We start from the raw sequence: 21,960 nt of genomic DNA, 5'->3' as shown, positions 1-21,960 counted from the left end.
AGGAGATTGGAGCGGGTGAAGGGAATCGAACCCTCGTATAGAGCTTGGGAAGCTCTCGTTCTACCATTGAACTACACCCGCTTCGGTGTGCGGTTTGCATTATAACCGGTTCTTTCTCGTGGGCAAGCGAAGATATGGTCTAAGCGCCGGTATTTTAAGCGATTAGATTAAACCAAGTATAACTATGGCGGTTTTTGCTTAGTAAAAAGGGTGCCGTAGCACCCTTATAGATTACCGCTACCACAATAAACTTATTTAACCGGACGCATCGCTGGGAACAGGATAACGTCACGGATGGTGTGGCTGTTGGTAAACAACATCACCATACGGTCGATGCCGATGCCCAAACCAGCAGTTGGCGGCAAACCATGTTCCAGCGCGGTGACGTAGTCTTCATCGTAGAACATCGCTTCATCATCGCCAGCTTCTTTAGCACTAACCTGATCAGCAAAACGCTGAGCCTGATCTTCAGCGTCATTCAACTCTGAGAAACCGTTACCAATCTCACGGCCACCGATAAAGAACTCAAAGCGGTCAGTGATAAACGGATTATCATCATTACGACGTGCCAGCGGAGAAACCTCTGCTGGATATTCAGTAATGAAAGTAGGCTGAATCAGGTGGCTCTCTGCGGTCTCCTCGAAGATCTCGCATTGAACGCGGCCCAAGCCCCAGCTCTTCTCAACTTTAATACCTAATGACTCGGCGATAGCCAAAGCTTTGTCCATATCGTCCAAATCTGCCACATTGGTTTCAGGGCGATATTTGCAAATGGCTTCTTTCATGGTCAGTTTGGCAAAAGGCTTACCGAAATCGAATGTCTGCTCACCATACTGCACCACACTGCTACCCAATACGGTTTCAGTCAGAGTGCGGAACAGCTCTTCAGTCAGCACGATCAGATCTTTGTAATCCGCATACGCCATATAGAGTTCCATCATGGTGAACTCTGGGTTATGACGTGGGGAAACGCCCTCATTACGGAAGTTACGGTTGATTTCGAATACACGTTCAAAACCACCAACAACCAGGCGTTTCAGATACAGTTCTGGCGCGATGCGCAAGTACATATCGATATCCAGCGCATTGTGATGAGTCACAAACGGACGCGCTGAAGCACCACCTGGGATCACTTGCATCATAGGGGTTTCGACTTCCATGAAGCCTTTTTCCACCATGAAACTACGAATACCAGACATCACTTGCGAACGAACTTTGAAAGTATGGCGAGATTCGTCGTTAGCGATCAGATCCAAATAACGCTGACGGTAACGGGTTTCCTGATCAGCCAAGCCGTGGAATTTATCCGGCAGCGGACGCAGCGCTTTAGTCAACAGGCGCAATTCGCTACAGTGGATAGATAGCTCACCGGTTTTAGTTTTAAACAGCTTGCCACGAGCACCCAGAATATCGCCCAGATCCCACTTTTTGAATTCTTCGTTATAAACGCCTTCCGGCAGATCATCGCGGGAAACGTACAACTGAATACGGCCACCGACATCTTGTAGTGTGACGAATGATGCTTTACCCATAATACGGCGAGTCATCATACGGCCAGCAACAGTGACTTCGATATTCAGTGCTTCTAACTCTTCATTCTCTTTACTGCCGTACTCAGCATGTAGCTGGTCAGAGAGGTGCTCACGACGGAAATCATTAGGGAACGCAATTCCCTTTTCCCGCAGCAAGGCCAGCTTTTCCCGACGAGCTTGTAACTCACTATTGAGTTCTGGTTCTTGCGCTTGCTCAGCGACTTGTGGTTTTTGCTCTGACATCTCAGTTCCTCATAGCCCGGCTTTCAAACTTGCTTCAATGAATTTGTCCAGATCACCATCCAGTACCGCTTGCGTGTTACGTGTTTCCACGCCGGTACGCAAATCTTTGATACGGGAGTCATCCAGTACATAAGAACGGATCTGGCTACCCCAACCGATATCAGACTTGTTGTCTTCCAGAACCTGTTTATCAGCATTTTTCTTTTGCATCTCAAACTCATACAGCTTCGCCTTCAACTGCTTCATCGCTTGATCTTTGTTCTTATGCTGAGAACGGTCATTCTGGCACTGAGTCACGATATTGGTCGGAAGGTGGGTAATACGTACCGCAGATTCCGTTTTGTTGACGTGCTGACCACCCGCACCGGATGCGCGGTAAACGTCAATACGCAGATCTGCCGGGTTGATTTCGATATCAATATCGTCATCAACTTCTGGATAGACAAAAGCAGAACTGAAAGAGGTATGACGACGGCCACCGGAGTCAAACGGGCTTTTACGAACCAGGCGATGAACGCCAGTTTCAGTACGTAACCAGCCAAAGGCGTAATCGCCGATGATCTTAATGGTGGCAGACTTCAGGCCTGCAACATCACCATCAGATTCTTCGATGATTTCAGTTTTGAAGCCTTTTGATTCAGCCCAGCGCAGGTACATACGCAGCAGCATGCTGGCCCAGTCCTGGGCTTCTGTACCGCCAGAACCCGCTTGTAAATCCAGGTAGCAGTTGGCGCTATCATATTCACCAGAAAACATGCGGCGGAATTCGAGCTGGCCCAGCTTGCCGTCAAGGATCTCTAACTCGGCAATGGCTTCGTTAAAAGTCTCTTCATCGTCAGCTTCAATCGCCAATTCCAGTAAGCCGGAAACGTCTTCCATACCTTGATCCAATTGATCAATGGTCGAGACAATCTCTTCCAGCGCAGAACGCTCTTTACCCAGCGCTTGCGCACGCTCAGGTTCATTCCAGACGTCGGGCTGTTCCAGCTCGGCGTTTACTTCTTCCAGTCGTTCTTTCTTGGCATCATAGTCAAAGATACCCCCTGAGAACGTCTGTCCGATCAGACAGGTCCTGAATTCGGTTTTTTACCGGGTTTATTTCAAACATGGTTTTGAGTCTTACGTTGAGTCGTAGATGACGGAATGTCATTATACCCGTCATACTTCAAGCTGCATGAGTGTTGGCTGTCTTCGTTCACCCGGATCATTGACTGACGTCAACTCATCAGAATTTACTCAGTTGCCGCCTTCCTGCAACTTGAATTATTTAGGGCACAGAATTGGTAATTCTAACGGATCTGTTCGGCGGTTTATAGCTCGTTGACTATATTTCCTGCTTACTTGAAATCACAGTGGCGTTAACGCGACTTATTCACCCGAATCACTGGCCTGAGCCAGCTCATCGGGCTTCATTGGAATGTTGCCTAATAAGGCCACAAATGCTGGACCAACAACTGAACACTACGATTACCGCGATATTCATTGATATCGAGTTTGTAAGCCAGCTTAACCTCACGCACACTGCTGTCCGGCCATAAGGTGGTATCGATATTAAACGCAATACCATCGAGTAGCGGCCCGCCATTCAGCGGCTCAATCATCAGTTTTAGATGACGCTCCCCCACCAGCCGTTGCTGCAAAATACGGAATTTGCCATCAAATGTCGGTTCTGGGAAAGACTGTCCCCAGGGGCCACCATCACGCAACAACTCAGCCGTTTCCAGCGATAATTCGTTGCCTTTCAGTTCACCATCAGACCAAATAACGCCTTCCAATTGTGAGGCATCCATCCATTCACCGACTAAATCGGCAAAACGCTGACGGAACTCATCGAATTTATCTTGTTCCAATGATAATCCTGCCGCCATTGCATGGCCGCCAAACTTCAGCATCAATCCTGGGTTCAATGTATCCAGCCGCTCAAGAGCATCGCGCATATGTAACCCAGCCACACTGCGCCCCGACCCCTTCAGTAATCCCTCACCCGCTGGGGCAAAAGCAATGACAGGCCGATGAAAACGTTCTTTGATGCGCGAGGCTAAAATCCCTACCACACCCTGATGCCATTCAGGATGGTACATCGCAATGCCGTAGGGCAATGCCGTGCTGGTACGTTCCAGTTGGTCGCACAGTTGCAGCGCCTCAACCTGCATCCCCTGCTCTATCTCTCGGCGCGCCTGATTAAGGGCATCCAAATCGATTGCTAAAGCTCTGGCCTGAGCGATATCGTCAGTGAGAAGAAGTGCAACCCCAATAGACATGTCATCGAGACGACCGGCAGCATTAAGCCGTGGGCCAAGGGAGAAGCCGAGATCGTTGGCAGCCAATTGACGGGCATCACGGTTGGCGACTTCCAATAGTGCACGGACCCCTGGACGGCATTTCCCCGCACGAATACGGCTTAATCCCTGATGGACCAGAATCCGATTATTGGCATCCAGTGGCACCACATCCGCCACCGTCCCCAGCGCCACTAAATCCAATAGTTCAGCCAGATTGGGCACGGCTAAAGCTCGTTGATCAAACCAACCGCTCTCTCGCAAACGGGCGCGCAATGCCAACATCAGATAGAAGGTAACACCCACCCCAGCCAGTGATTTGGAGAGAAAATCACAACCAACCAGATTCGGATTAATGATAGCTTCAGCCGCTGGCAAGGTTTCACCCGGCAGATGGTGGTCGGTAACCAGCACCTGAATGCCCAAGGCATGGGCCAAATCCACCCCGGCATGAGAAGAAATACCGTTATCAACCGTGACGATCAATTCCGCACCACGGGCAGCGACCTGTTCAACCACTTCCGGGCTAAGCCCGTAGCCATCGTCAAAACGATTGGGTACCAGGTAATCAACATTACTGCCACCCATGCTGCGCAAAGCCAGTACTGCCAGTGCAGTGCTGGTGGCACCATCGGCATCAAAATCGCCGACAATCACGATACGCCGTTTGTCAGCCAGTGCTTGCTGTAACAGGGTAACCCCGGCATCAATGCCATCGAGTTGCTGCCAGGGCAATAGACCTTTTACGCCTCGTTCCAGTTCTGTCGCAGTTTTAACCCCACGACTGGCATAGAGGCGGCGCAGCAACGGATGCAATTGCGCCGGTAAATGGCTGTCATCCGCCGCCTCACGACGACGAAGTTGAGTTTTGAGTGTCACGGGTGATTAACCCGCCGCTTTTAAGGAAGCCTGATGCTTATTCAGCATTGCCAACATCTCTTTCGGCTCCAGATAACCGGGAACGATAGTGCCGTTTTGCAGCACAATCGCAGGCGTGCCCTGAATACCAAACTGTACGCCGAGCTGGTAATGCTTGCTAATGTCTGTTTTACAGGTAGCCGGTGATATCTCGGTACCTTTCATTGCTTCATCGAACGCTTTATTACGATCAGCCATACACCAGATGGATCGCATATCTTTTTCTGCCTGAGAGCTTAAGCCCTGACGTGGGAACGCCAGATAACGCACAGTAATGCCCAGCGCGTTATAGTCTTTCATCTGCTCATGCAACTTATGGCAGTAACCACAGGTGATATCGGTAAACACCGTAACAACATGTTTTTCCTGCGGTGCTTTATACACAATCATTTCACTGCTTAATGCTTCAAGTTTTTTCACCAACATCTGATTGGTCACATTGACTGGCTGGCTACCGCTCACATCATACAGTGGCCCTTGCAACAGATGCTGACCGTCAGCTGAGATATAAAGCACACCGTTTTCGGTCATCACCGTGCTCAAACCTGGGATCGGCGAAGGCTGGACATCAGCTTGCTGAATATCTAATTTTTTTAGCGTCTGTTGGATAGCGGCATCATCAGCGTTAACCGGGCCGGCGAATGCGGCGATGAACACCGGCAATAACAATAAACTTTTTCTCATTTATGAATCCTATCTCTTTCCACACAACATCGTTTTTCTACAAAACAATCATGCACGTGGATGATGCTGTTGATGTAGCTGTTTCAAACGTTCCGTAGCTACATGAGTATAAATCTGGGTTGTCGACAAATCGCTGTGGCCCAGTAACATTTGTACCACACGCAGGTCAGCACCGTGATTCAGTAGGTGCGTGGCAAAAGCGTGCCGTAATACATGGGGTGAAAGCCGTTCACTATCAATACCTGCAAGGATCGCATAGTGTTTGATGCGATGCCAGAAAGTCTGTCGGGTCATTTGCTGGCTACGATTGCTGGGGAACAGCACATCTAGTGACTGGCCATTAATCAACCATGGACGCCCATGCTCCATGTAGTTTTCAATCCAGTACACCGCTTCTTCGCCCAATGGCACCAGCCGCTCTTTATTTCCTTTACCAATAACCCGCACCACACCCTGACGCAGGCTGACATCACTGATGGTCAACCCGACCAGCTCCGATACCCGCAAGCCCGTGGCATAAAGCACTTCCAGCATGGCTTTATCGCGCAATTCTAGCGGGATATCAACATTGGGTGAGTTGAGCAGCCTATCAACCTGTGCCTCACTTAAATCTTTAGGTAAGCGTTGCGGCAATTTAGGTGATGAGAGCAGAGCCGTCGGATCATCTTCACGCAGCTTTTCGCGGTATAAATATTGGAACAGACGACGCATCGCACTGAGTAAGCGTGCCGAACTGGTCGCTTTATAGCCGCCTTCAATGCGCTCAGCAAGAAAGGATTGCAAGTCCTGCGAACCTGCACGCAATAAATCACTGCCGTGATGTTCTAACCATCCGGTTAATGCATGTAAATCCAGACGATATGACGCCAGTGTATTCTCAGCCAGGTTTCTTTCCAGCCATAAGGCATCTAGAAACTGTTCAATCAGCGGGTTATTTTGCTGTTGCATTGTTGTTTCTCTCTTTGATTGAACTCAAGCGCCATTATGCCTGATGACGAGACAAATCTGGTACACTCGATGCTATTCCTTATTAGTAATGCTATGGCTATACATCATGAAGATTGGTCTCTTTTACGGCTCCAGCACCTGCTATACCGAAATGGTGGCAGAAAAAATACGCGATATTCTTGGCGAAGATTTGGTTGATTTGCACAACCTAAAGGATGCCAGTCCCCAGTTAATGGAAGCCTATTCCATCCTGATTTTAGGTATCCCTACCTGGGATTTCGGCGAATTACAGGAAGACTGGGAAGCCATCTGGCCACAGTTAACGCAGCTTAATCTGAAGGGAAAGATTGTCGCCATGTATGGCATGGGCGATCAATTCGGATATAGCGAATGGTTCCTGGATGCCCTTGGTATGCTGCACGATCATATCGCCCCACTGGGAGTGGAGTTTATCGGTTTTTGGCCGACGGAAGGGTTTGAATTTACTAGCCCAAAACCACTCAGCGCCGATGGTAAACACTTTGTTGGTTTAGCATTGGATGAGGTCAATCAATACGATTTGAGCGAAGAGCGCATCGAGCAATGGTGTGATCAAATTCTCTTAGAGATGGACGCGCTACTGTAGTCAGCCAAACGGGCACCTAATGTGCCCGCTTCTGTATCCCTTGCGTTACATCAATCCCATAAGCGAAACGCGTCGGTACTGCTGCCCTCTACTGCTAGCGGTTTATTCACCGTCTTATCGGTATTGGCTTCGGTCGATTTCTGCCCGGTCAATAGCTGTGGGTTAGCCACTTGATACCAGTCTAAACGCCGGGTTAACACCATCACTGCGGCCAGAATAATAAACAGCAGCCCTGCGCCGAGTAACAATGCATGGTCTTCCGATTGCAGCAAGCCAAACAAAACCCCGTACAACAACAATAAACCACCAGCAAACAATCCGCCTCGCCGCCACCCGCCCAGCACCGCACTCAGGTAGATTGCGATCAACAAGCTGCAACTCAAACTGGCGATAGTATAAGCCAGCGTGAAGCCAAGATGTTCAGAGAACGCCAGCAACATTAGGTAGAACAGCACCAGAGCGGCCCCCACCAGCAGATATTGAATTGGATGCACACGCAGTGAGGTCAGTCTTTCAAACAGGAAGAAGCTGAAGAAAGTGAGGCCAATAAACAGAATGGCATACTTAATGGCTCGTTCGGTTAACTGGTAGTGATCGACCGGTTCAATCAAGCTGGTGCTAAAAGCGGGTAACTCATTGAAGTCGACATGTGGGTCATCACCCGCAAAGTTGATATTTATGTTGTTGGCCAGCCAGTTAGTGCTCCAGTGGGCACGAAAACCTTTTTCGTCCACCTTGCGCTGCAACGGTAAAAACTCGCCGACAAAATTAGGATGCGGCCAATTGCTTTGTAAGGTTAGCTCACTGCTACGCCCGATAGGGACTACCGACAGGCTATTGGTGCCAGTCAGCGTCAATGTAAAGCTAATATCAAATTTTTTCTGTTGAATCTGCGCCAATGAAAGCTCTGCATGAACACCTTGCGCAGTCCGCCCCAGGAAAGCACCGGGTTCGAAGTTAATTTTTTGGCTGCCCACCGTGAGTGGCGAAATTTGCTGTATACCCCGCGAATCGCTCAGCGCCACCACCAGTGACGGTCTGCCAATAGTGACGCCGTCATGTATCAAGTCGTCCAATGCCGTAGCGTCAAATTGTGCGTTGAAATTAAGCGCCCCCTGATAGACTTGCGCTTTATAAATACCCAATCGCCGCACATCAACATCCGGCGCACCGCTAACGGTCATGACCTCCGGCAGTATGTAGCGACTGCGATTAATCCACTCTCTCTTTTTCTTGCCATCAACTTCGCTTTCTACCCATTCGCTATAAGGCACCACAATTAGCGGGCCAAGGATCTTCTGTGATCGGCTGGTGCTGTCACTGACTTTATCGATAACACTTTGCCGATAACCACTGCGTTCAGAGATAACGTTCAGTAACATCTCTTTCGGGATCATCATCAATAGAATTAAGCCCAGCAATGTGGCTATTTTCCAAAACAGTACGGACTTGAACATGACTTGCGCTCCTTTTAAGGTCAGGAGAGCAGCTTAAGTCAGTGAAGTGAAAGCAGAATGAGGCTATGTGAAGTGAAGGTGAAGTCAGCCAATCATGTGGCATCCAGCGGCAGCGTTAAATAGGCACTCACCCCTTGTGGCAAGCGGTTTTCCAGCGAAATCTGCCCGCGATGAATAGCGACCACCTCGCGCACAAAATTCAGCCCCAACCCAGTACTTTTCGGGCTATCGGCCCTTGGTAATGAATAAAAACGGTCGAAAATCTTCTCTTGAGCGTAATCAGGAATACCGCTGCCATTATCTTCAACCGTTATCAGATACTCCCCCTCATGCCGCTCGCCACTGAGTATCACAGCCCCGCCTGAAGGTGTGAAATCCAGTGCATTATCAATCAGATTGGTCAGCGCCTGACTGAGTAATAACCCATCCCCGGTTAATATTGCGCTATCGGCGCTTTTCAGTTGCAGGTAAATACCTCGGCTGACAGCCTGTGCCTCTTTCGCACTGAAGGTTTGTTTGAGTATGTGACTGATATCCAATGGAGAAAACTGTAAATCAACCCGACTCTCGAGCCGTGCCTGCACCAACATTTTATCTACCAGTTGCCGGATGCGTGCACTTTGCTGCTCAATATTAACAATAAACCGCTGGGCGGTGGCTGGCGGGGGCGACTCACGTAGCAGTTCAGCTGCACCGGTAATGGCGGCTAATGGGCTTTTCAGCTCATGAGTCATGGTGTGAACATATTGTTCGATGTAGGCTTTGCCATCCAATTTAAGACGCATACTTTCCAGTGCGCGGGCCAAATCATTCAACTCGCTACTGCCGATCGCTGGCAGCGCCACAACCTGCCCCTCGGCCACCCGTTCAGCGTAATCTACTAATTTGCCGATAGCGCGGTTTATCCACCATACGAAGCCCAAGCCAATCAACAGAGCAATACCGAGCAAGACACCACCAGCCAACAAGATCTTACGCTCACTGCGTTTGATAACGGGCGCCATGGAAATATTGGGTTTACCCACACTGAGCACCCCGATGATTTTGTTTTCAGCAATGACCGGTGCCGCCACATACATTACCGAACTTTGTTCATCTGCGGGATTGGTACGGGTGCTGCGTGCGCCATATTCACCACGTAGCGTCAGCCAAACATCATTCCAGCGCGAATAATCTTGCCCTACCGCTTTACCCGATGAATCAAAAATCACCCGCCCGTCGGCATCCGTCAGATAAACGCGATATTCGTTACGATCCTTGCGAATACCTTCAATATTGGCACCTATTGGCCGCAAATTTAGCGAAGCAAACGCTTGTGCCAATTGACCACTGGCAACGTTATCCAGCAGCATATCTTGCCGGGCAAACTGTGCCAGTAGTGTGGCGGTATCCACTAATGTGCCTTCGGTGGCGCGCCGGACGCCAGGTTTCACCTCTTGTACGAAAATACGAATAACAAAATAACCGGCAATGGCCACTATCAGAAAGTAACCTAGCAGTAAGCGCACGCCGATTTTCATCGCTGACTCTTCATAGCTGACAACTCATCATCGGTAACTCAGACTATAGCCCAACCCACGATGAGTGCGGATTGGTGACTCCTCATCGTAAGCCATACGCAATTTTGAGCGCAGGGTTTTAATGTGGGTATCGACAGTACGGTCCTGACTCTCTTCTGCCTGTGCCCAAACGATATCCATCAGTTGCTGACGTGAAAATATGCGCTCTGGGGCCAGTAATAAGGTTTTCAGTAACAGATATTCATAGCGGGTGAGCCAGAGAGGCTGCTGATGATAGGTCACCCGCGCGCCGGCCTCATCCAGGGTGAAATCACCGAATTGATGCACCATAGCAGAGGCGGCCAGAATTTGTGATTTTTGTAAGCGCCGCAATACCGTGCGCACGCGGGCACTCACTTCACGGGGTGAGAAGGGCTTAGCAATATAATCATCGGCACCAATTTCCAGCCCGACTATGCGATCCAGCTCTTCACTACGGGCGGTAAGAAATACCACCGGCAGCGTGGGTTCGCGCGCCAATAGACGGCGGCACAGGTCAAAACCATTGATATCAGGTAAGCCAACATCCACTATCGCTAAAGCGGGCGGGCCATCCGCCAGTGCTGCCAGCGCCGGTTCCCCCCGGTCAAACCACCGGAGGGTAAAACCTTCGCTTTCTAAGGTATAAATCAGCGTATCAGCGATACTTGGTTCATCCTCTACCAGCCAGATTAAGGGTTTCATTGATTCATCCCCTCATCTGAGCCAAATGAATGCCGCAATAGCTGACATAATTGCCGCCACTCATCTTCTGACATACTGTCGGCGGCCAGCCACAACCGCTTACGGGCTGAACGGCTGCTCGACTGCTGTAGATTTAATAACACGCCATAACGGGTAATCCATGGCTGTTTGGCCACGATCCATTCGAGCCTTTTCCATAGTACCAGGTTGCCGGGTTTTAACCGGATCTCGCCTTGACAGGACGTAATATTTTTCTGGCTGCGGATACACTCAAACACCACCAGCGTCAGCAATACCAACCACAATGCGGTATACCCTTGAGGCCAAGGCGCAACCAAGGTGAGTATCACTAAAACACCATGAGACAATAAAGAGAAGAGTTGAGTGTGCCAGGATACCCGCAAATCACATCGCCACTGGGCCACGGGCTTTATTTCGTGTTTGAATCAGTTTGACCATCTGACGCAGCTCGCTATCCTGCGGCTCCCCGTGATTCATCAGCCAGTTGAATAAGTCTGGGTCATCGCACTCAAGTAAGCGAATAAATGCCTGCTTCTCGTTATTACTCAAGCCATCATACTCATGTTCAAAAAACGGCATGATAGAGATATCAAGTTCACGCATACCACGACGGCACGCCCAGTGAATACGGGCTTTATTATCGATTTCCATGTCCTGATTGACTCCTCAGTGAAGGATATTATCCGAACCCGGCCGCCAATAAGCGCCTGATTCGGTGCGTTGCTAGAGTAACAATTTGATACATCCAACGGGAAGATTATCACCGTTGAATTGTCATTTTAAGATGCTAAATGCTCAGCAAATGCTGTTTTTTCAAACACCTTTAACATGCTGTTGCAGAATCTGCGGTCATTGTACCTCAGATGTCGGTTAATTTAGATATTGGATAATAATGACCAATCCGTGGAATAACTGCTTGCAAAGCTACTCCGCTATTTTACCATTGGGACATAAGCTCACGGCACCGCCTTGGCAGGTGCTATTCATTGGCAGATACTTTTCATTTGCAGGTAAGCATGGCACATAACACTCCGTTCTCTGCACAACCACCGGTCGCCTCTTCCGGGCTGCCATTAACACTCATCTCGCTCGATGACTGGGCGCTCGTTACCTTAACCGGCGCTGACCGAGTAAAATATCTGCAAGGGCAAGTTACTGCGGATATCGATGCTCTGCCCACCGACCAGCATATCCTGTGCGCCCATTGTGATGCTAAAGGGAAAATGTGGAGCAACCTGCGGCTATTTTATCGTGGCGAGGGGTTGGCATTTATTGAGCGCCGCAGCCTGCTGGATAACCAGTTAAGCGAACTCAAGAAATATGCCGTGTTCTCTAAAGTGGCGATTGCTGCACAGCCTGATGCCGTTCTGTTAGGCATTGCAGGGGCAGAGGCTAAAAGTGCGCTGGCTGAGGTTTTTGCCGAATTACCGAGTGCCGAGCATCCGGTGACCCAGCAAGGTAATAGCACACTGTTGCATTTCTCACTCCCCGCCGAGCGTTTTTTGCTGGTAACTGATGCCGCGCAAGCCCAGCAACTAGTAGAAACACTGGCCGACCGCGCGCAGTTTAACAACAGTAAACAGTGGCTGGCGCTGGATATTGAAGCAGGCTTGCCAATTATTGATACTGACAGCAGCGCGCAGTTTATTCCTCAAGCCACCAATATTCAGGCGTTGAATGGCATTAGCTTCAGTAAAGGTTGTTACACCGGGCAGGAGATGGTGGCCAGAGCCAAATACCGCGGAGCCAACAAACGCGCGCTGTACTGGTTAGCGGGTGCTGCCAGCCGTGTACCGGCAGCCGGTGAAGATTTAGAGTGGCAATTAGGTGAGAACTGGCGTCGTACCGGTTCCGTGTTAGCCGCGATTCAACTCAGTGATGGCACTGTGTGGGTGCAGGCGGTGTTGAACAACGATCTGGCGGCAGACAGTGTGCTACGGGTGCGCGATGATGTTGGCAGTGTGCTGACTATTCAGCCGTTGCCCTACTCACTGAGTGATGAGAAGTAGTCTTACTCGAACCAGAGGCCGGTTATCCGGCCTCAATTTATGCATGTGGCTAAAACATCAAACGTACAAATAGATCGCCATAAAGTGGCAGACACTGCCACCCAACACAAAACCATGCCAGATAGCATGACCGAAGCGGATACGCTTAGAGGCGTAGAAAACCACCCCTAAAGTGTAAAGCAAGCCGCCAATAGTCAGTAATGCCAACCCGCCAATTTCAAGTTTCACCGCCAGCTGATAAATCACAATCAGTGATAACCAGCCCATCGTCAGGTAAGTCACGAGCGACAACACCTCAAATCGATGAGCAAAAGCCAGCTTAAATATCACACCGAACAGCGCCAACCCCCAAATGACCGCCATTAATCCTCTGGCCAGTGGCGAATCCAATCCCACCAGCAGAAAGGGGGTATAAGTGCCGGCAATCAAAATATAAATGGCACAGTGGTCAAACTTCTGTAGCCAGAGCTTCGCCTTACGGTGTGGCACGGCGTGATACAGTGTTGATGCCAGAAAAAGCAAAATGATACTGCCGCCATACAAGCTATAGCTGGTTAGCGCTTTGGTATCAGCACCACTGTCTACTGCCTGCACCAAAAGCAACACCAGCCCGATAATTCCAAACACCACACCAATACCATGGCTAATGCTGTTAGCTATCTCTTCTGCCCATGGATAGGCTGGGGTCGTTGTGGCCGGTGACAATATCGATGGGGCCGCAGAAGTAGGTGGAGTAACAGTAGCAGAGGGTGTAACTGATTTATTATTCAATACTTATTATCCTGAATATTAGCTGTTGTATACCCAAAGACATTGGCGTTGCAGTCAGGCTGCAAGGTAATCAATCCCGATGAGCGGCACAGTAGGTAGCCAATTGCGCAAATATACTGCACTCAGGTTAACTGAGAATGATTCCAGTGTACACGTGTAAGCTTAAATATTCTGTCAATACATGTAACTCACCATGTCTATTGCCAGATGAAGCAAAAAGAACAGAGTAATTGCAGATAATCAGGTAACGTATTACCGGTCTATCTTTATCTGATTTGAGGGTTGTTTGTTATGTCATTAACACTGCCAGTTCTGGATTTTGGCCCCCTGACCGAGACGGTCCAGTTTCTGATGGAAGTTGATAAGCTAAAAGATATACAGCGCCGCACCAAAGTGATTGCCAGCTTACGGCAGGAAAACTCCGCTGAGCACAGTTGGCATTTTGCGGTGGCAGCAATGAGTCTGGCCCCCTATGCAGGCCCGGATGTTGATATCAACCGCGTAATTCAAATGGCACTGCTGCACGATATTGTTGAAATCGATGCCGGTGATGTCATCGTTTATGATTTGGCCGCCAGAGCCGCCATTCATGAACAAGAAGTGGCCGCGGCTAAACGGTTATTCGGTATGCTCCCTCCCGCTTTAAACGCGCAATTTACCGCGCTGTGGGACGAATATGAAGCAGAAGAAACCGCCGATGCGTGCTTTGCGACCGTGCTGGACCGCATTTTGCCAATGCTGATTAACCTGCATACCGAAGGGCAAAGCTGGATAGAAAATGGTATCCGTTTGCAACAAGTGCTGGATCGAAACCAACGAGTCGCTGAGCGCTATCCTCAGATCTGGCAATATTTACTGCCCCAGTTACAGGCTGCGCAGCAAAAGGGCTGGCTGAAATAATCATGTTGAAGTACATGCGGTTAGGCCAGCTATGTCAATCGACTGGCAAACCGCATCTGTTTTATTTTCCGCCCGCCAGGTCCAATACACTGCCGGTGACATAAGAGGCACAGTCTGACAGCAACCAAACAATCGCCTCAGCAACTTCATGTGGGTGACCACCCCGCTTCATGGGTAACAAGCCTTGGATCCGGTCAACCCGCCCCGGTTCACCACCACTGGCATGGATATCGGTATAGATAACACCTGGCCGTACCCCGTTAACCCTAATCCCCTCAGCCGCCACCTCCAGCGACAAACCGATGGTCAGTGTATCAATAGCCCCTTTGGAGGCTGCATAATCCAAATATTCCCCCGGCGCACCAAGGCGTGACGCGGCAGAAGAAACATTAACAATTGCCCCACCATTGCCACCATGGCGCAGAGCCATGCGTTTAACCGCCTCGCGACTGCATAAGAAATACCCTGTCACATTGGTCGTTAGCACTCGGTTAATACGTTCGGCGGTCAAGCCTTCAATACTGGTTTGAGGGAACAGAATACCGGCATTATTCACTAATGCACTGATTGGCCCCAGTTGCGCCTCAAGTTGTTCAAACAGCGCCACAACCTGTGATTCATCAGCAATATCCGCCTGTAACGCAATCGCCAACCCTCCCGCAGCCGCTATCTCCGCCACCACCTGCCGCGCAGCTTGCTGGTCATTGATATAATTGACCGCCACCCGATAACCATGTTTTGCCAACAGCAATGCGGTCGCACGACCAATTCCCCGGCTGCCGCCCGTCACTAATGCAACTTTCTTATTCATATCCCGGTTCCCTATGCTGCGATAAAGAGTTCCCAAACTAGCATGCCAATACTGGCGAGATAATCAACATAGCAAAAGGGCCGCATACGCGACCCTCAGATTCATCCACAACTTATCTCTATTTTAAATTACTCATAATCAGCAATAGGGACACATGAGCAGAACAGATTACGGTCGCCGTACACATCATCCAAACGTTTCACCGCTGGCCAGTATTTGTTCTCCATCACACCTGCAACCGGGAACACAGCCAGTTCACGGCTGTAAGGGTGCTGCCAGTCCCCCACCAGCTCCGCCTGAGTATGAGGCGCATTCACCAGCGGGTTGTCTTCCAGCGGCCATTCGCCTTGGGCCACTTTGTCAATCTCGCTACGAATCGCTAACATCGCATCGATAAAGCGGTCCAGTTCCACTTTGCTTTCTGATTCTGTCGGCTCCACCATCAGTGTTCCGGCAACCGGGAACGACATGGTCGGCGCATGAAAACCGAAATCAATCAGTCGTTTAGCGATATCCATTTCACTGATACCGGTCGCCTCTTTTAGCGGACGAATATCCAGAATACACTCATGTGCCACACGGCCATCGTGACCGGTATACAACACCGGATAGGCGGCTTTGAGGCGGGTAGCGATGTAGTTGGCATTCAAAATAGCCACCTGACTGGCTTGCTTCAAGCCATCAGCGCCCATCATGCGGATATACATCCAACTGATAGGTAAAATTGATGCACTACCAAATGGCGCGGCTGAAACGGCACCTTGCTGAGTGGTCATACCGTCGATTTGCACCACACTGTGACCGGGTACAAAAGGTGCCAAATGGGCTTTGACGCCAATTGGCCCCATGCCTGGACCGCCACCGCCATGTGGGATACAGAAAGTTTTGTGCAAGTTAAGATGCGATACATCAGCCCCGATATAACCCGGCGTTGTGATGCCAACCTGCGCATTCATGTTCGCGCCATCCAGATAAACTTGCCCGCCAAACTGATGAACGATTTGGCAAACCTCACGGATGGTTTCTTCATACACGCCGTGGGTTGACGGGTAGGTCACCATAATGCAAGACAACTCATCACCCGCTTCTTCTGCCTTTTGGCGCAAGTCATGTAAATCGATATTGCCTTGCTTATCACAGGCCACCACCACCACCGACATACCGGCCATTTGTGCTGACGCGGGGTTAGTGCCGTGGGCTGAGCTTGGTATTAAGCAGATATGGCGACTCGCCTGATTGCGACTTTCGTGGTAACGGCGGATAGCCAGCAAACCGGCATACTCTCCCTGCGCACCTGAGTTTGGTTGCATACACACGGCGTCATAACCCGTCAGTTGCACCAACCATTGTGACAGTTGACCAATCATCTGCTGATAACCGGCCGCTTGCTCCGGCGGGCAGAATGGGTGTAACTCAGCGAATTCCGGCCAGGTAATCGGGATCATCTCGGCGGCAGCGTTCAACTTCATGGTACAAGATCCCAACGGGATCATCGCCTGATTCAGCGCCAAATCTTTGCGCTCTAAACGATGCATATAACGCATCATTTCGGTTTCGCTGTGGTAACGATTGAATACCGGATGGGTCAGAATCGGCTCTTGGCGCAGCATCGTAGCCTGTATCGACTGGCTGCTCTGGCTGACTTTAGCATCAAGCTGGTCAATATCCAGGCCGTGGCTATCACCGGCTAACAGGGCAAAAAGGGTCTGAATATCTTCGCGGGAGGTGGTTTCATCCAGCGTGATACCCACAGCGCCATGAATGTCAGTGCGCAGGTTAATACCAAAACTCAATGCACGAGCCAATACCGTAGCTTTGTCTTTGACTTCAACTGTCAGGGTATCGAACCAGTGCTGGAAACGGAGACTCAGGCCTGCTTGTTGCAAACCCGCAGCCAGAATATCGGTCATCCGGTGAATACGGCCAGCGATACGCTGCAAGCCCTGCGGGCCATGATAAACCGCATACAGGCTGGCAATATTGGCCAGTAGCACCTGTGAGGTACAAATGTTGGAGTTAGCTTTCTCGCGGCGAATATGTTGCTCACGGGTCTGCATCGCCATACGCAACGCAGTATTACCGGCAGCGTCGCGTGATACCCCAATAATGCGGCCCGGCATCGAGCGTTTAAATTCGTCACGGCAGGCAAAGAATGCAGCATGTGGGCCGCCATATCCCATCGGCACACCAAAGCGCTGGGCGGAGCCAAATACCACATCGGCACCTTGTTTACCCGGCGCAGTCAACAGCACCAGCGCCATAATATCGGCAGCCACGCTGGTAATGATTTTACGTTTTTTCAGTTCAGACAGCAGCGCGCTGTAGTCATGCAGTTCACCGGTGGTGCCTACTTGTTGCAGCAACACACCAAAAACACCATCCAGCTCCAGCACTTTTTCAGCACGGTCGACAATCACTTCAAAACCAAAAGTTTCCGCGCGAGTTCGCACCACATCCAGCGTTTGTGGATGAACATCATCAGCCACAAAGAAGCGATTTGCGTCCTTCAGCTTACTGGCTCGCTTGGCTAATGCCATCGATTCTGCCGCAGCAGTAGCCTCATCCAGCAAAGAGGCAGAAGCCAGATCTAAACCCGTCAGGTCTTGTGTCAATTGCTGGAAATTCAACAGTGCTTCAAGGCGGCCCTGAGAAACTTCTGGTTGATAAGGTGTGTAGGCGGTGTACCAGCCTGGGTTCTCCAGCATATTACGCAGGATAACCGGCGGGGTCAGTACCGGGCTGTAGCCCATGCCGATGTAGGATTTATAGCGCTGATTCTGGCTGGCAATCCCTTTAAGTTCCGCCAGCGCCTGGTGTTCAGTGACAGCATCACCCACTTGTGGTGGGCTTGGCAATTGGATATCTGCCGGAACAATCTGCTGGATCAATGTACTTAACGAGTTGGCACCAATGGCGGCCAACATCTGTTGCTGTTGTTCAGCAGAGGAGCCGATATGGCGCTGAATAAAAGCATCGTTATGTTCAAGCTGGCTGAGATTCTGAGTCATTTGCTACACATTCCTGAATAGGGCATGGGACGGGAGATATTTGAGATTAACCGCGCCTTGGAGAGGTTTTAGAAATACTCACAAAGCCGAACTAAGGGGAAACACGTCGTTCGGGTTGTAGTGGCGTAAGCCACCGGAGCGCCCGTAGACGTGGTCAACCCTTAGCTCATTGCACTTCACTCACCTCAGGCTTTTTTTCATTTATTCTTCAATGGTCGCCAGATAAGCCTCGGCATCTAACAAGCCTGCCAGCTCACCTTCATCAGAGGCTTTGATGCTGAACAGCCAACCATCGGTATAAGGTGCGCTGTTGACCAGCTCTGGTGAGCTTTCCAGCTCAGTATTAACCGCAACAATTTCGCCGCTGATCGGGGCATAAATGTCGGAAGCCGCTTTAACTGATTCGGCAACAGCACAGTCACTGCCAGCTGAAACTTCACTGCCCACTTCAGGCAAATCAACAAACACCATGTCGCCCAGTAGCTCTTGCGCATGCTCAGTGATACCGATGCTATAGATGCCATCGCCATCGGCACGAACCCACTCATGAGATGACGCATATTTTAACTCTGCTGGTACATTGCTCATTGCTGCTCCTTAAAAAGAGATAGAGCCAAAAGTTTAGGCTCTTATAATTCGGAAGACTTACAGCGCGACCGGTTTACCCGCCCGCACAAAACCAGGTTTTGTGACCCGCACTGGCATTTCACGGTTGCGGATTTGAACCACCGCACTCTCACCAATTCCCGCAGGCACACGGGCCAGCGCAATGCTGAACCCCAATGTAGGCGAGAATGAACCACTGGTTATCACACCGACATGTGAGTTACCCAGCGCATCAGAAAAATGCACCGGCAACTCATTACGTAATACGCCTTTTTCGGTCATGATCAAGCCGACCAGTTGCTCAGTGCCGTCCGCACGTTGCTTTTCCAGTGCTTCGCGGCCGATAAACTGGCGGTCTTCTGGCAACCAGGCTATCGTCCAGCCCATATTGGCGGCTAATGGAGAAACACCTTCATCCATTTCCTGGCCGTAAAGGTTCATACCCGCTTCCAGACGCAAAGTATCACGCGCACCAAGACCCGCAGGCTTCACCCCAGCGGCGAGCAGTTGCTGCCAAAATTCAACAACTTGCTCTTTTGGTAGTGCGATTTCATACCCTGATTCACCGGTATAACCGGTAGTCGCGATAAAGAAATCACCCGTTTGAATACCAAAGAATGGTTTCATGCCCGCGATCGCCTGCTGCTGCTCAGGAGTCAGTAAAGTAGCCACTTTCTGTTGAGCCGTTGGGCCTTGTACCGCCACCAGGGCAAGATCGTCACGCACCGTCACTTCAACCTGGTAAGGTTCAGCATGCTGGATTATCCAGGCCAGATCTTTGTCACGGGTAGCGGAGTTAACCACTAAGCGGAAATAGTCTTCTTGCAGGAAATAGACAATCAAGTCATCGATAACACCGCCGGACGCATTCAGCATCCCGGTGTAAAGGGCTTTGCCCGGTTGGGTTAGTTTGGCAACGTCGTTGGCTAACAGGTAACGCAGGAACTCACGGGTACGGGCACCGTGCAGATCAACGATAGTCATATGAGAGACATCGAACATACCGGCATCTTGACGCACGATATGGTGCTCGTCGATTTGGGAACCATAATGCAATGGCATCATCCAGCCATGAAAATCTACCATGCGCGCACCGCACGCTACGTGCTGATCATACAGCGGGGTCTGCTTAGACATCTACTCTCCCTCAAACAGTTTCATGCCATGAGTGTCTGGTACTCTGACTTACCATAAACAGGCATATACCCTAGATAATTCGGGTTGCAGGAAGGCGGCAACTAAGTGAATCCCCAGGAGCTTACATCAGTAAGTGACTGGGGTGAACGAAGGCAGCCAACACACATGCAACGTGAAGTATGACGGGTCTACGCAAACGATACCTTTTGCCCAACGTTATCACCGAACTCATCAGGTAACCATAAGCTAAAATAGGCAATAGCACGCCCTAAGAGGACAAAAGGCAGGGGTATTGTGCAGAGTTTTCCACTGAAAAATGCGCACAGAGGCACATTATTAACAATTAATCAGTAAAAATTGCGATGTTATATAACCAAATAACCAAAACCTGTCAGTTTCAACTTTTCAGGCTTTGGTTATCAGTGAGAAAAACTAATGCGAAAATAGGGCTGAAATTAGATTATTTCAACTGAGGGGGGTTTAGTGACTCACAAAACTACTCATCTAGCCAATCGGGTAAATCATGTAATCCCATGGCCTGCCGCACTAACGGTGGTTTTACCCCCGGCAAGTTATCAGCCAGCGTTAAGCCAATATCACGCAGGAGCTTTTTGGCAGGGTTACTGCCCGCAAACAGGGAGCGGAAACCCTGCATACTGGCAAGCATCACCGCAGCACTGTGCTTGCGGCGACGTTCATAACGCCGCAGATAGAGATGCTGACCGATATCTTTGCCTTGGCGCTGTAAACGGCGCAGCTCAGAGACTAACTCAGCGGCATCCATAAAGCCCAGATTGACGCCCTGCCCGGCCAACGGATGCACAGTATGGGCAGCATCCCCCACCAGCGCCAACCGGTGTGCCGCGAAGCTACGTGCATAGCGCCCCATCAGCGGGAAGGTCTGGCGCTCACTCTCAAGCTGGCATTGCCCCAAACGCATATCAAACGCCATGCCCAGTTCGCGGTTGAATTGCTCGGCGGGTAGCGCAGCTAACTCGGCAGCACGCTCAGGAGGAAGTGACCAGACTATCGAACTCAAGTGTGGGGAGCTAAACGGCAGGAAAGCCAGAATACCATCACCATGAAATACCTGACGCGCCGTTGCCTGATGTGCTTCTTCCGTGCGAATGGTCGCTACCAGCGCATGGTGGGCATAGTCCCAAAAAGTCAGCGGGATATCCGCATGCTGGCGCAACCATGAGTTAGCGCCATCGGCCCCAACCACCAGCCGCGCACTGAGCATACGGTCATCAGTTAGCGTGATAAAAGCTTCGCTTTCACCCCATGCCACCTGTTTGAGGCTGGCCGGTGCCAACAGCGTAATCTCAGCTAATTGGCTGGCACGTTGCCATAGCGCCTGCTGAATCACCCGGTTCTCAATGATATGACCGAGATGGCTGAAGCCATATTCATCAGCATGAAACGCTATTTTGCCAAAACTGTCTTGGTCCCACACTTCCATGCCGCTATAAGGGCTGGCCCGTAGCGCCAAAATGCTGTCCCATACCCCTATTTTTTTCAATAAGCGCTCACTGGCAGCATTGATCGCCGAGACACGTAGCGCCAACTCATCAGTCAACGGTGCAGTGAGAGGTTCTGGTGCGGGCTGATGCTCCAGAATAGCGATGCGCAAGCCACTGCCCTGTAAGCCACAGGCCAGCGCCAGACCGACCATTCCGCCACCGGCGATTACCACGTCATATGATTGCATACCGAGATATATCCCATGAAAATATGAACTTTATTTACCCTATAAATTTCTCGATGC

General features: G+C 50.3%; 19 protein-coding genes and 1 tRNA gene. 3 read left to right on the top strand and 17 right to left on the bottom strand.

Going from position 1 to position 21,960, the window contains the following annotated elements:
- Positions 1-7 precede the first annotated feature (7 nt).
- The 6 genes from V2A85_RS04565 to xerD all read right to left on the bottom strand — a co-directional run bounded on the left by V2A85_RS04565 (position 8) and on the right by xerD (position 6,604).
- A tRNA-Gly gene (locus V2A85_RS04565) sits at positions 8-81 on the bottom strand.
- 170 nt (positions 82-251) lie between these two features.
- Positions 252-1,775 carry a lysine--tRNA ligase gene (gene lysS, locus V2A85_RS04560; RefSeq protein WP_083162773.1) on the bottom strand — a complete coding sequence of 508 codons (1,524 nt, stop codon included), beginning with the start codon at positions 1,773-1,775 and terminating at the stop codon, positions 252-254.
- Between the two features lie 9 nt (positions 1,776-1,784).
- Positions 1,785-2,883 (bottom strand): peptide chain release factor 2 gene (gene prfB, locus V2A85_RS04555; RefSeq protein WP_102970535.1). Its coding sequence is split into 2 segments (ribosomal slippage): positions 1,785-2,807 and positions 2,809-2,883, totalling 1,098 coding nucleotides; the frame shifts between segments, so codons are not numbered across the junction.
- Between the two features lie 316 nt (positions 2,884-3,199).
- Positions 3,200-4,933 (bottom strand): single-stranded-DNA-specific exonuclease RecJ, encoded by a 1,734-nt coding sequence (gene recJ, locus V2A85_RS04550; RefSeq protein ID WP_420070951.1) that lies wholly within the window; start codon positions 4,931-4,933, stop codon positions 3,200-3,202.
- A gap of 6 nt (positions 4,934-4,939) precedes the next feature.
- Positions 4,940-5,656, bottom strand: coding sequence for a bifunctional protein-disulfide isomerase/oxidoreductase DsbC (gene dsbC / locus V2A85_RS04545; protein WP_083162767.1), 717 nt, complete (start codon positions 5,654-5,656; stop codon positions 4,940-4,942).
- Between the two features lie 48 nt (positions 5,657-5,704).
- Positions 5,705-6,604 carry a site-specific tyrosine recombinase XerD gene (xerD, locus tag V2A85_RS04540; protein ID WP_005185989.1) on the bottom strand — a complete coding sequence of 300 codons (900 nt, stop codon included), beginning with the start codon at positions 6,602-6,604 and terminating at the stop codon, positions 5,705-5,707.
- 106 nt (positions 6,605-6,710) lie between these two features.
- Here xerD and fldB point away from each other — a divergent pair, with 106 nt between their 5' ends.
- Positions 6,711-7,229, top strand: coding sequence for a flavodoxin FldB (gene fldB, locus V2A85_RS04535; protein WP_083162765.1), 519 nt, complete (start codon positions 6,711-6,713; stop codon positions 7,227-7,229).
- A 50-nt stretch (positions 7,230-7,279) separates the two neighbouring features.
- On the opposite strand, the gene creD is transcribed toward fldB, so the two are convergent.
- The 5 genes from creD to sdhE form a co-directional block, all read right to left on the bottom strand.
- Complete coding sequence (creD, locus tag V2A85_RS04530) at positions 7,280-8,686, bottom strand: cell envelope integrity protein CreD (protein WP_420070950.1); 1,407 nt, start codon at positions 8,684-8,686, stop codon at positions 7,280-7,282.
- A gap of 92 nt (positions 8,687-8,778) precedes the next feature.
- Positions 8,779-10,206 (bottom strand): two-component system sensor histidine kinase CreC, encoded by a 1,428-nt coding sequence (gene creC / locus V2A85_RS04525; RefSeq protein WP_420070949.1) that lies wholly within the window; start codon positions 10,204-10,206, stop codon positions 8,779-8,781.
- Between the two features lie 27 nt (positions 10,207-10,233).
- Positions 10,234-10,929 carry a two-component system response regulator CreB gene (gene creB / locus V2A85_RS04520; RefSeq protein WP_372560657.1) on the bottom strand — a complete coding sequence of 232 codons (696 nt, stop codon included), beginning with the start codon at positions 10,927-10,929 and terminating at the stop codon, positions 10,234-10,236.
- Complete coding sequence (locus tag V2A85_RS04515) at positions 10,926-11,354, bottom strand: protein YgfX (protein WP_083162757.1); 429 nt, start codon at positions 11,352-11,354, stop codon at positions 10,926-10,928. Before V2A85_RS04515 ends, creB begins: the two co-directional genes overlap by 4 nt.
- Positions 11,335-11,601 carry an FAD assembly factor SdhE gene (gene sdhE, locus V2A85_RS04510; RefSeq protein ID WP_083162755.1) on the bottom strand — a complete coding sequence of 89 codons (267 nt, stop codon included), beginning with the start codon at positions 11,599-11,601 and terminating at the stop codon, positions 11,335-11,337. The genes V2A85_RS04515 and sdhE overlap by 20 nt, the downstream gene beginning before the upstream one ends.
- Positions 11,602-11,966: 365 nt before the next feature.
- Here sdhE and ygfZ point away from each other — a divergent pair, with 365 nt between their 5' ends.
- Positions 11,967-12,959 (top strand): tRNA-modifying protein YgfZ, encoded by a 993-nt coding sequence (gene ygfZ, locus V2A85_RS04505; RefSeq protein WP_420070948.1) that lies wholly within the window; start codon positions 11,967-11,969, stop codon positions 12,957-12,959.
- Between the two features lie 57 nt (positions 12,960-13,016).
- Here ygfZ and trhA read toward each other — a convergent pair whose 3' ends face one another.
- Complete coding sequence (gene trhA / locus V2A85_RS04500; RefSeq protein WP_372569589.1) at positions 13,017-13,730, bottom strand: PAQR family membrane homeostasis protein TrhA; 714 nt, start codon at positions 13,728-13,730, stop codon at positions 13,017-13,019.
- A 291-nt stretch (positions 13,731-14,021) separates the two neighbouring features.
- On the opposite strand from trhA, the gene V2A85_RS04495 reads away from it, so the two are divergent.
- Positions 14,022-14,630: an HD domain-containing protein gene (locus V2A85_RS04495; protein ID WP_083162753.1), complete on the top strand. Its 609-nt coding sequence runs from the start codon at positions 14,022-14,024 to the stop codon at positions 14,628-14,630.
- Between the two features lie 61 nt (positions 14,631-14,691).
- Here the strand turns inward: V2A85_RS04495 and V2A85_RS04490 are convergent, their stop codons facing one another.
- From V2A85_RS04490 to ubiI, 5 genes are all read right to left on the bottom strand, one after another.
- The gene (locus tag V2A85_RS04490) at positions 14,692-15,441 is read right to left on the bottom strand and encodes an SDR family oxidoreductase (protein WP_372560654.1); all 750 of its coding nucleotides are present in this window, start codon (positions 15,439-15,441) and stop codon (positions 14,692-14,694) included.
- A 128-nt stretch (positions 15,442-15,569) separates the two neighbouring features.
- Positions 15,570-18,449: an aminomethyl-transferring glycine dehydrogenase gene (gcvP, locus tag V2A85_RS04485; RefSeq protein WP_420070947.1), complete on the bottom strand. Its 2,880-nt coding sequence runs from the start codon at positions 18,447-18,449 to the stop codon at positions 15,570-15,572.
- A 201-nt stretch (positions 18,450-18,650) separates the two neighbouring features.
- Positions 18,651-19,037, bottom strand: coding sequence for a glycine cleavage system protein GcvH (gene gcvH / locus V2A85_RS04480; protein ID WP_005193111.1), 387 nt, complete (start codon positions 19,035-19,037; stop codon positions 18,651-18,653).
- Between the two features lie 57 nt (positions 19,038-19,094).
- Positions 19,095-20,192 carry a glycine cleavage system aminomethyltransferase GcvT gene (gene gcvT / locus V2A85_RS04475; RefSeq protein ID WP_372560652.1) on the bottom strand — a complete coding sequence of 366 codons (1,098 nt, stop codon included), beginning with the start codon at positions 20,190-20,192 and terminating at the stop codon, positions 19,095-19,097.
- Positions 20,193-20,688: 496 nt separating this feature from the next.
- The gene (gene ubiI, locus V2A85_RS04470; RefSeq protein WP_420070946.1) at positions 20,689-21,903 is read right to left on the bottom strand and encodes an FAD-dependent 2-octaprenylphenol hydroxylase; all 1,215 of its coding nucleotides are present in this window, start codon (positions 21,901-21,903) and stop codon (positions 20,689-20,691) included.
- Between the last annotated feature and the right edge of the window lie 57 nt (positions 21,904-21,960).

Origin of the sequence: Yersinia sp. 1252 StPb PI, assembly GCF_048593885.1 — a bacterium.
Taxonomy (GTDB): Bacteria; Pseudomonadota; Gammaproteobacteria; order Enterobacterales; family Enterobacteriaceae; genus Yersinia; species Yersinia enterocolitica_E.
This window is presented reverse-complemented; position numbering and strand designations above follow the sequence as displayed.

Excerpts from the sequence above, each read along its gene's own strand:
- lysS (WP_083162773.1), bottom strand. The coding sequence starts at position 1,775 with ATGTCAGAGCAAAAACCACAAGTCGCTGAGCAAGCGCAAGAACCAGAA.
- dsbC (WP_083162767.1), bottom strand. The coding sequence starts at position 5,656 with ATGAGAAAAAGTTTATTGTTATTGCCGGTGTTCATCGCCGCATTCGCC.
- xerD (WP_005185989.1), bottom strand. The coding sequence starts at position 6,604 with ATGCAACAGCAAAATAACCCGCTGATTGAACAGTTTCTAGATGCCTTA.
- fldB (WP_083162765.1), top strand. The coding sequence starts at position 6,711 with ATGAAGATTGGTCTCTTTTACGGCTCCAGCACCTGCTATACCGAAATG.
- creD (WP_420070950.1), bottom strand. The coding sequence starts at position 8,686 with ATGTTCAAGTCCGTACTGTTTTGGAAAATAGCCACATTGCTGGGCTTA.
- creC (WP_420070949.1), bottom strand. The coding sequence starts at position 10,206 with ATGAAAATCGGCGTGCGCTTACTGCTAGGTTACTTTCTGATAGTGGCC.
- creB (WP_372560657.1), bottom strand. The coding sequence starts at position 10,929 with ATGAAACCCTTAATCTGGCTGGTAGAGGATGAACCAAGTATCGCTGAT.
- sdhE (WP_083162755.1), bottom strand. The coding sequence starts at position 11,601 with ATGGAAATCGATAATAAAGCCCGTATTCACTGGGCGTGCCGTCGTGGT.
- ygfZ (WP_420070948.1), top strand. The coding sequence starts at position 11,967 with ATGGCACATAACACTCCGTTCTCTGCACAACCACCGGTCGCCTCTTCC.
- V2A85_RS04495 (WP_083162753.1), top strand. The coding sequence starts at position 14,022 with ATGTCATTAACACTGCCAGTTCTGGATTTTGGCCCCCTGACCGAGACG.
- V2A85_RS04490 (WP_372560654.1), bottom strand. The coding sequence starts at position 15,441 with ATGAATAAGAAAGTTGCATTAGTGACGGGCGGCAGCCGGGGAATTGGT.
- gcvP (WP_420070947.1), bottom strand. The coding sequence starts at position 18,449 with ATGACTCAGAATCTCAGCCAGCTTGAACATAACGATGCTTTTATTCAG.
- gcvH (WP_005193111.1), bottom strand. The coding sequence starts at position 19,037 with ATGAGCAATGTACCAGCAGAGTTAAAATATGCGTCATCTCATGAGTGG.
- gcvT (WP_372560652.1), bottom strand. The coding sequence starts at position 20,192 with ATGTCTAAGCAGACCCCGCTGTATGATCAGCACGTAGCGTGCGGTGCG.
- ubiI (WP_420070946.1), bottom strand. The coding sequence starts at position 21,903 with ATGCAATCATATGACGTGGTAATCGCCGGTGGCGGAATGGTCGGTCTG.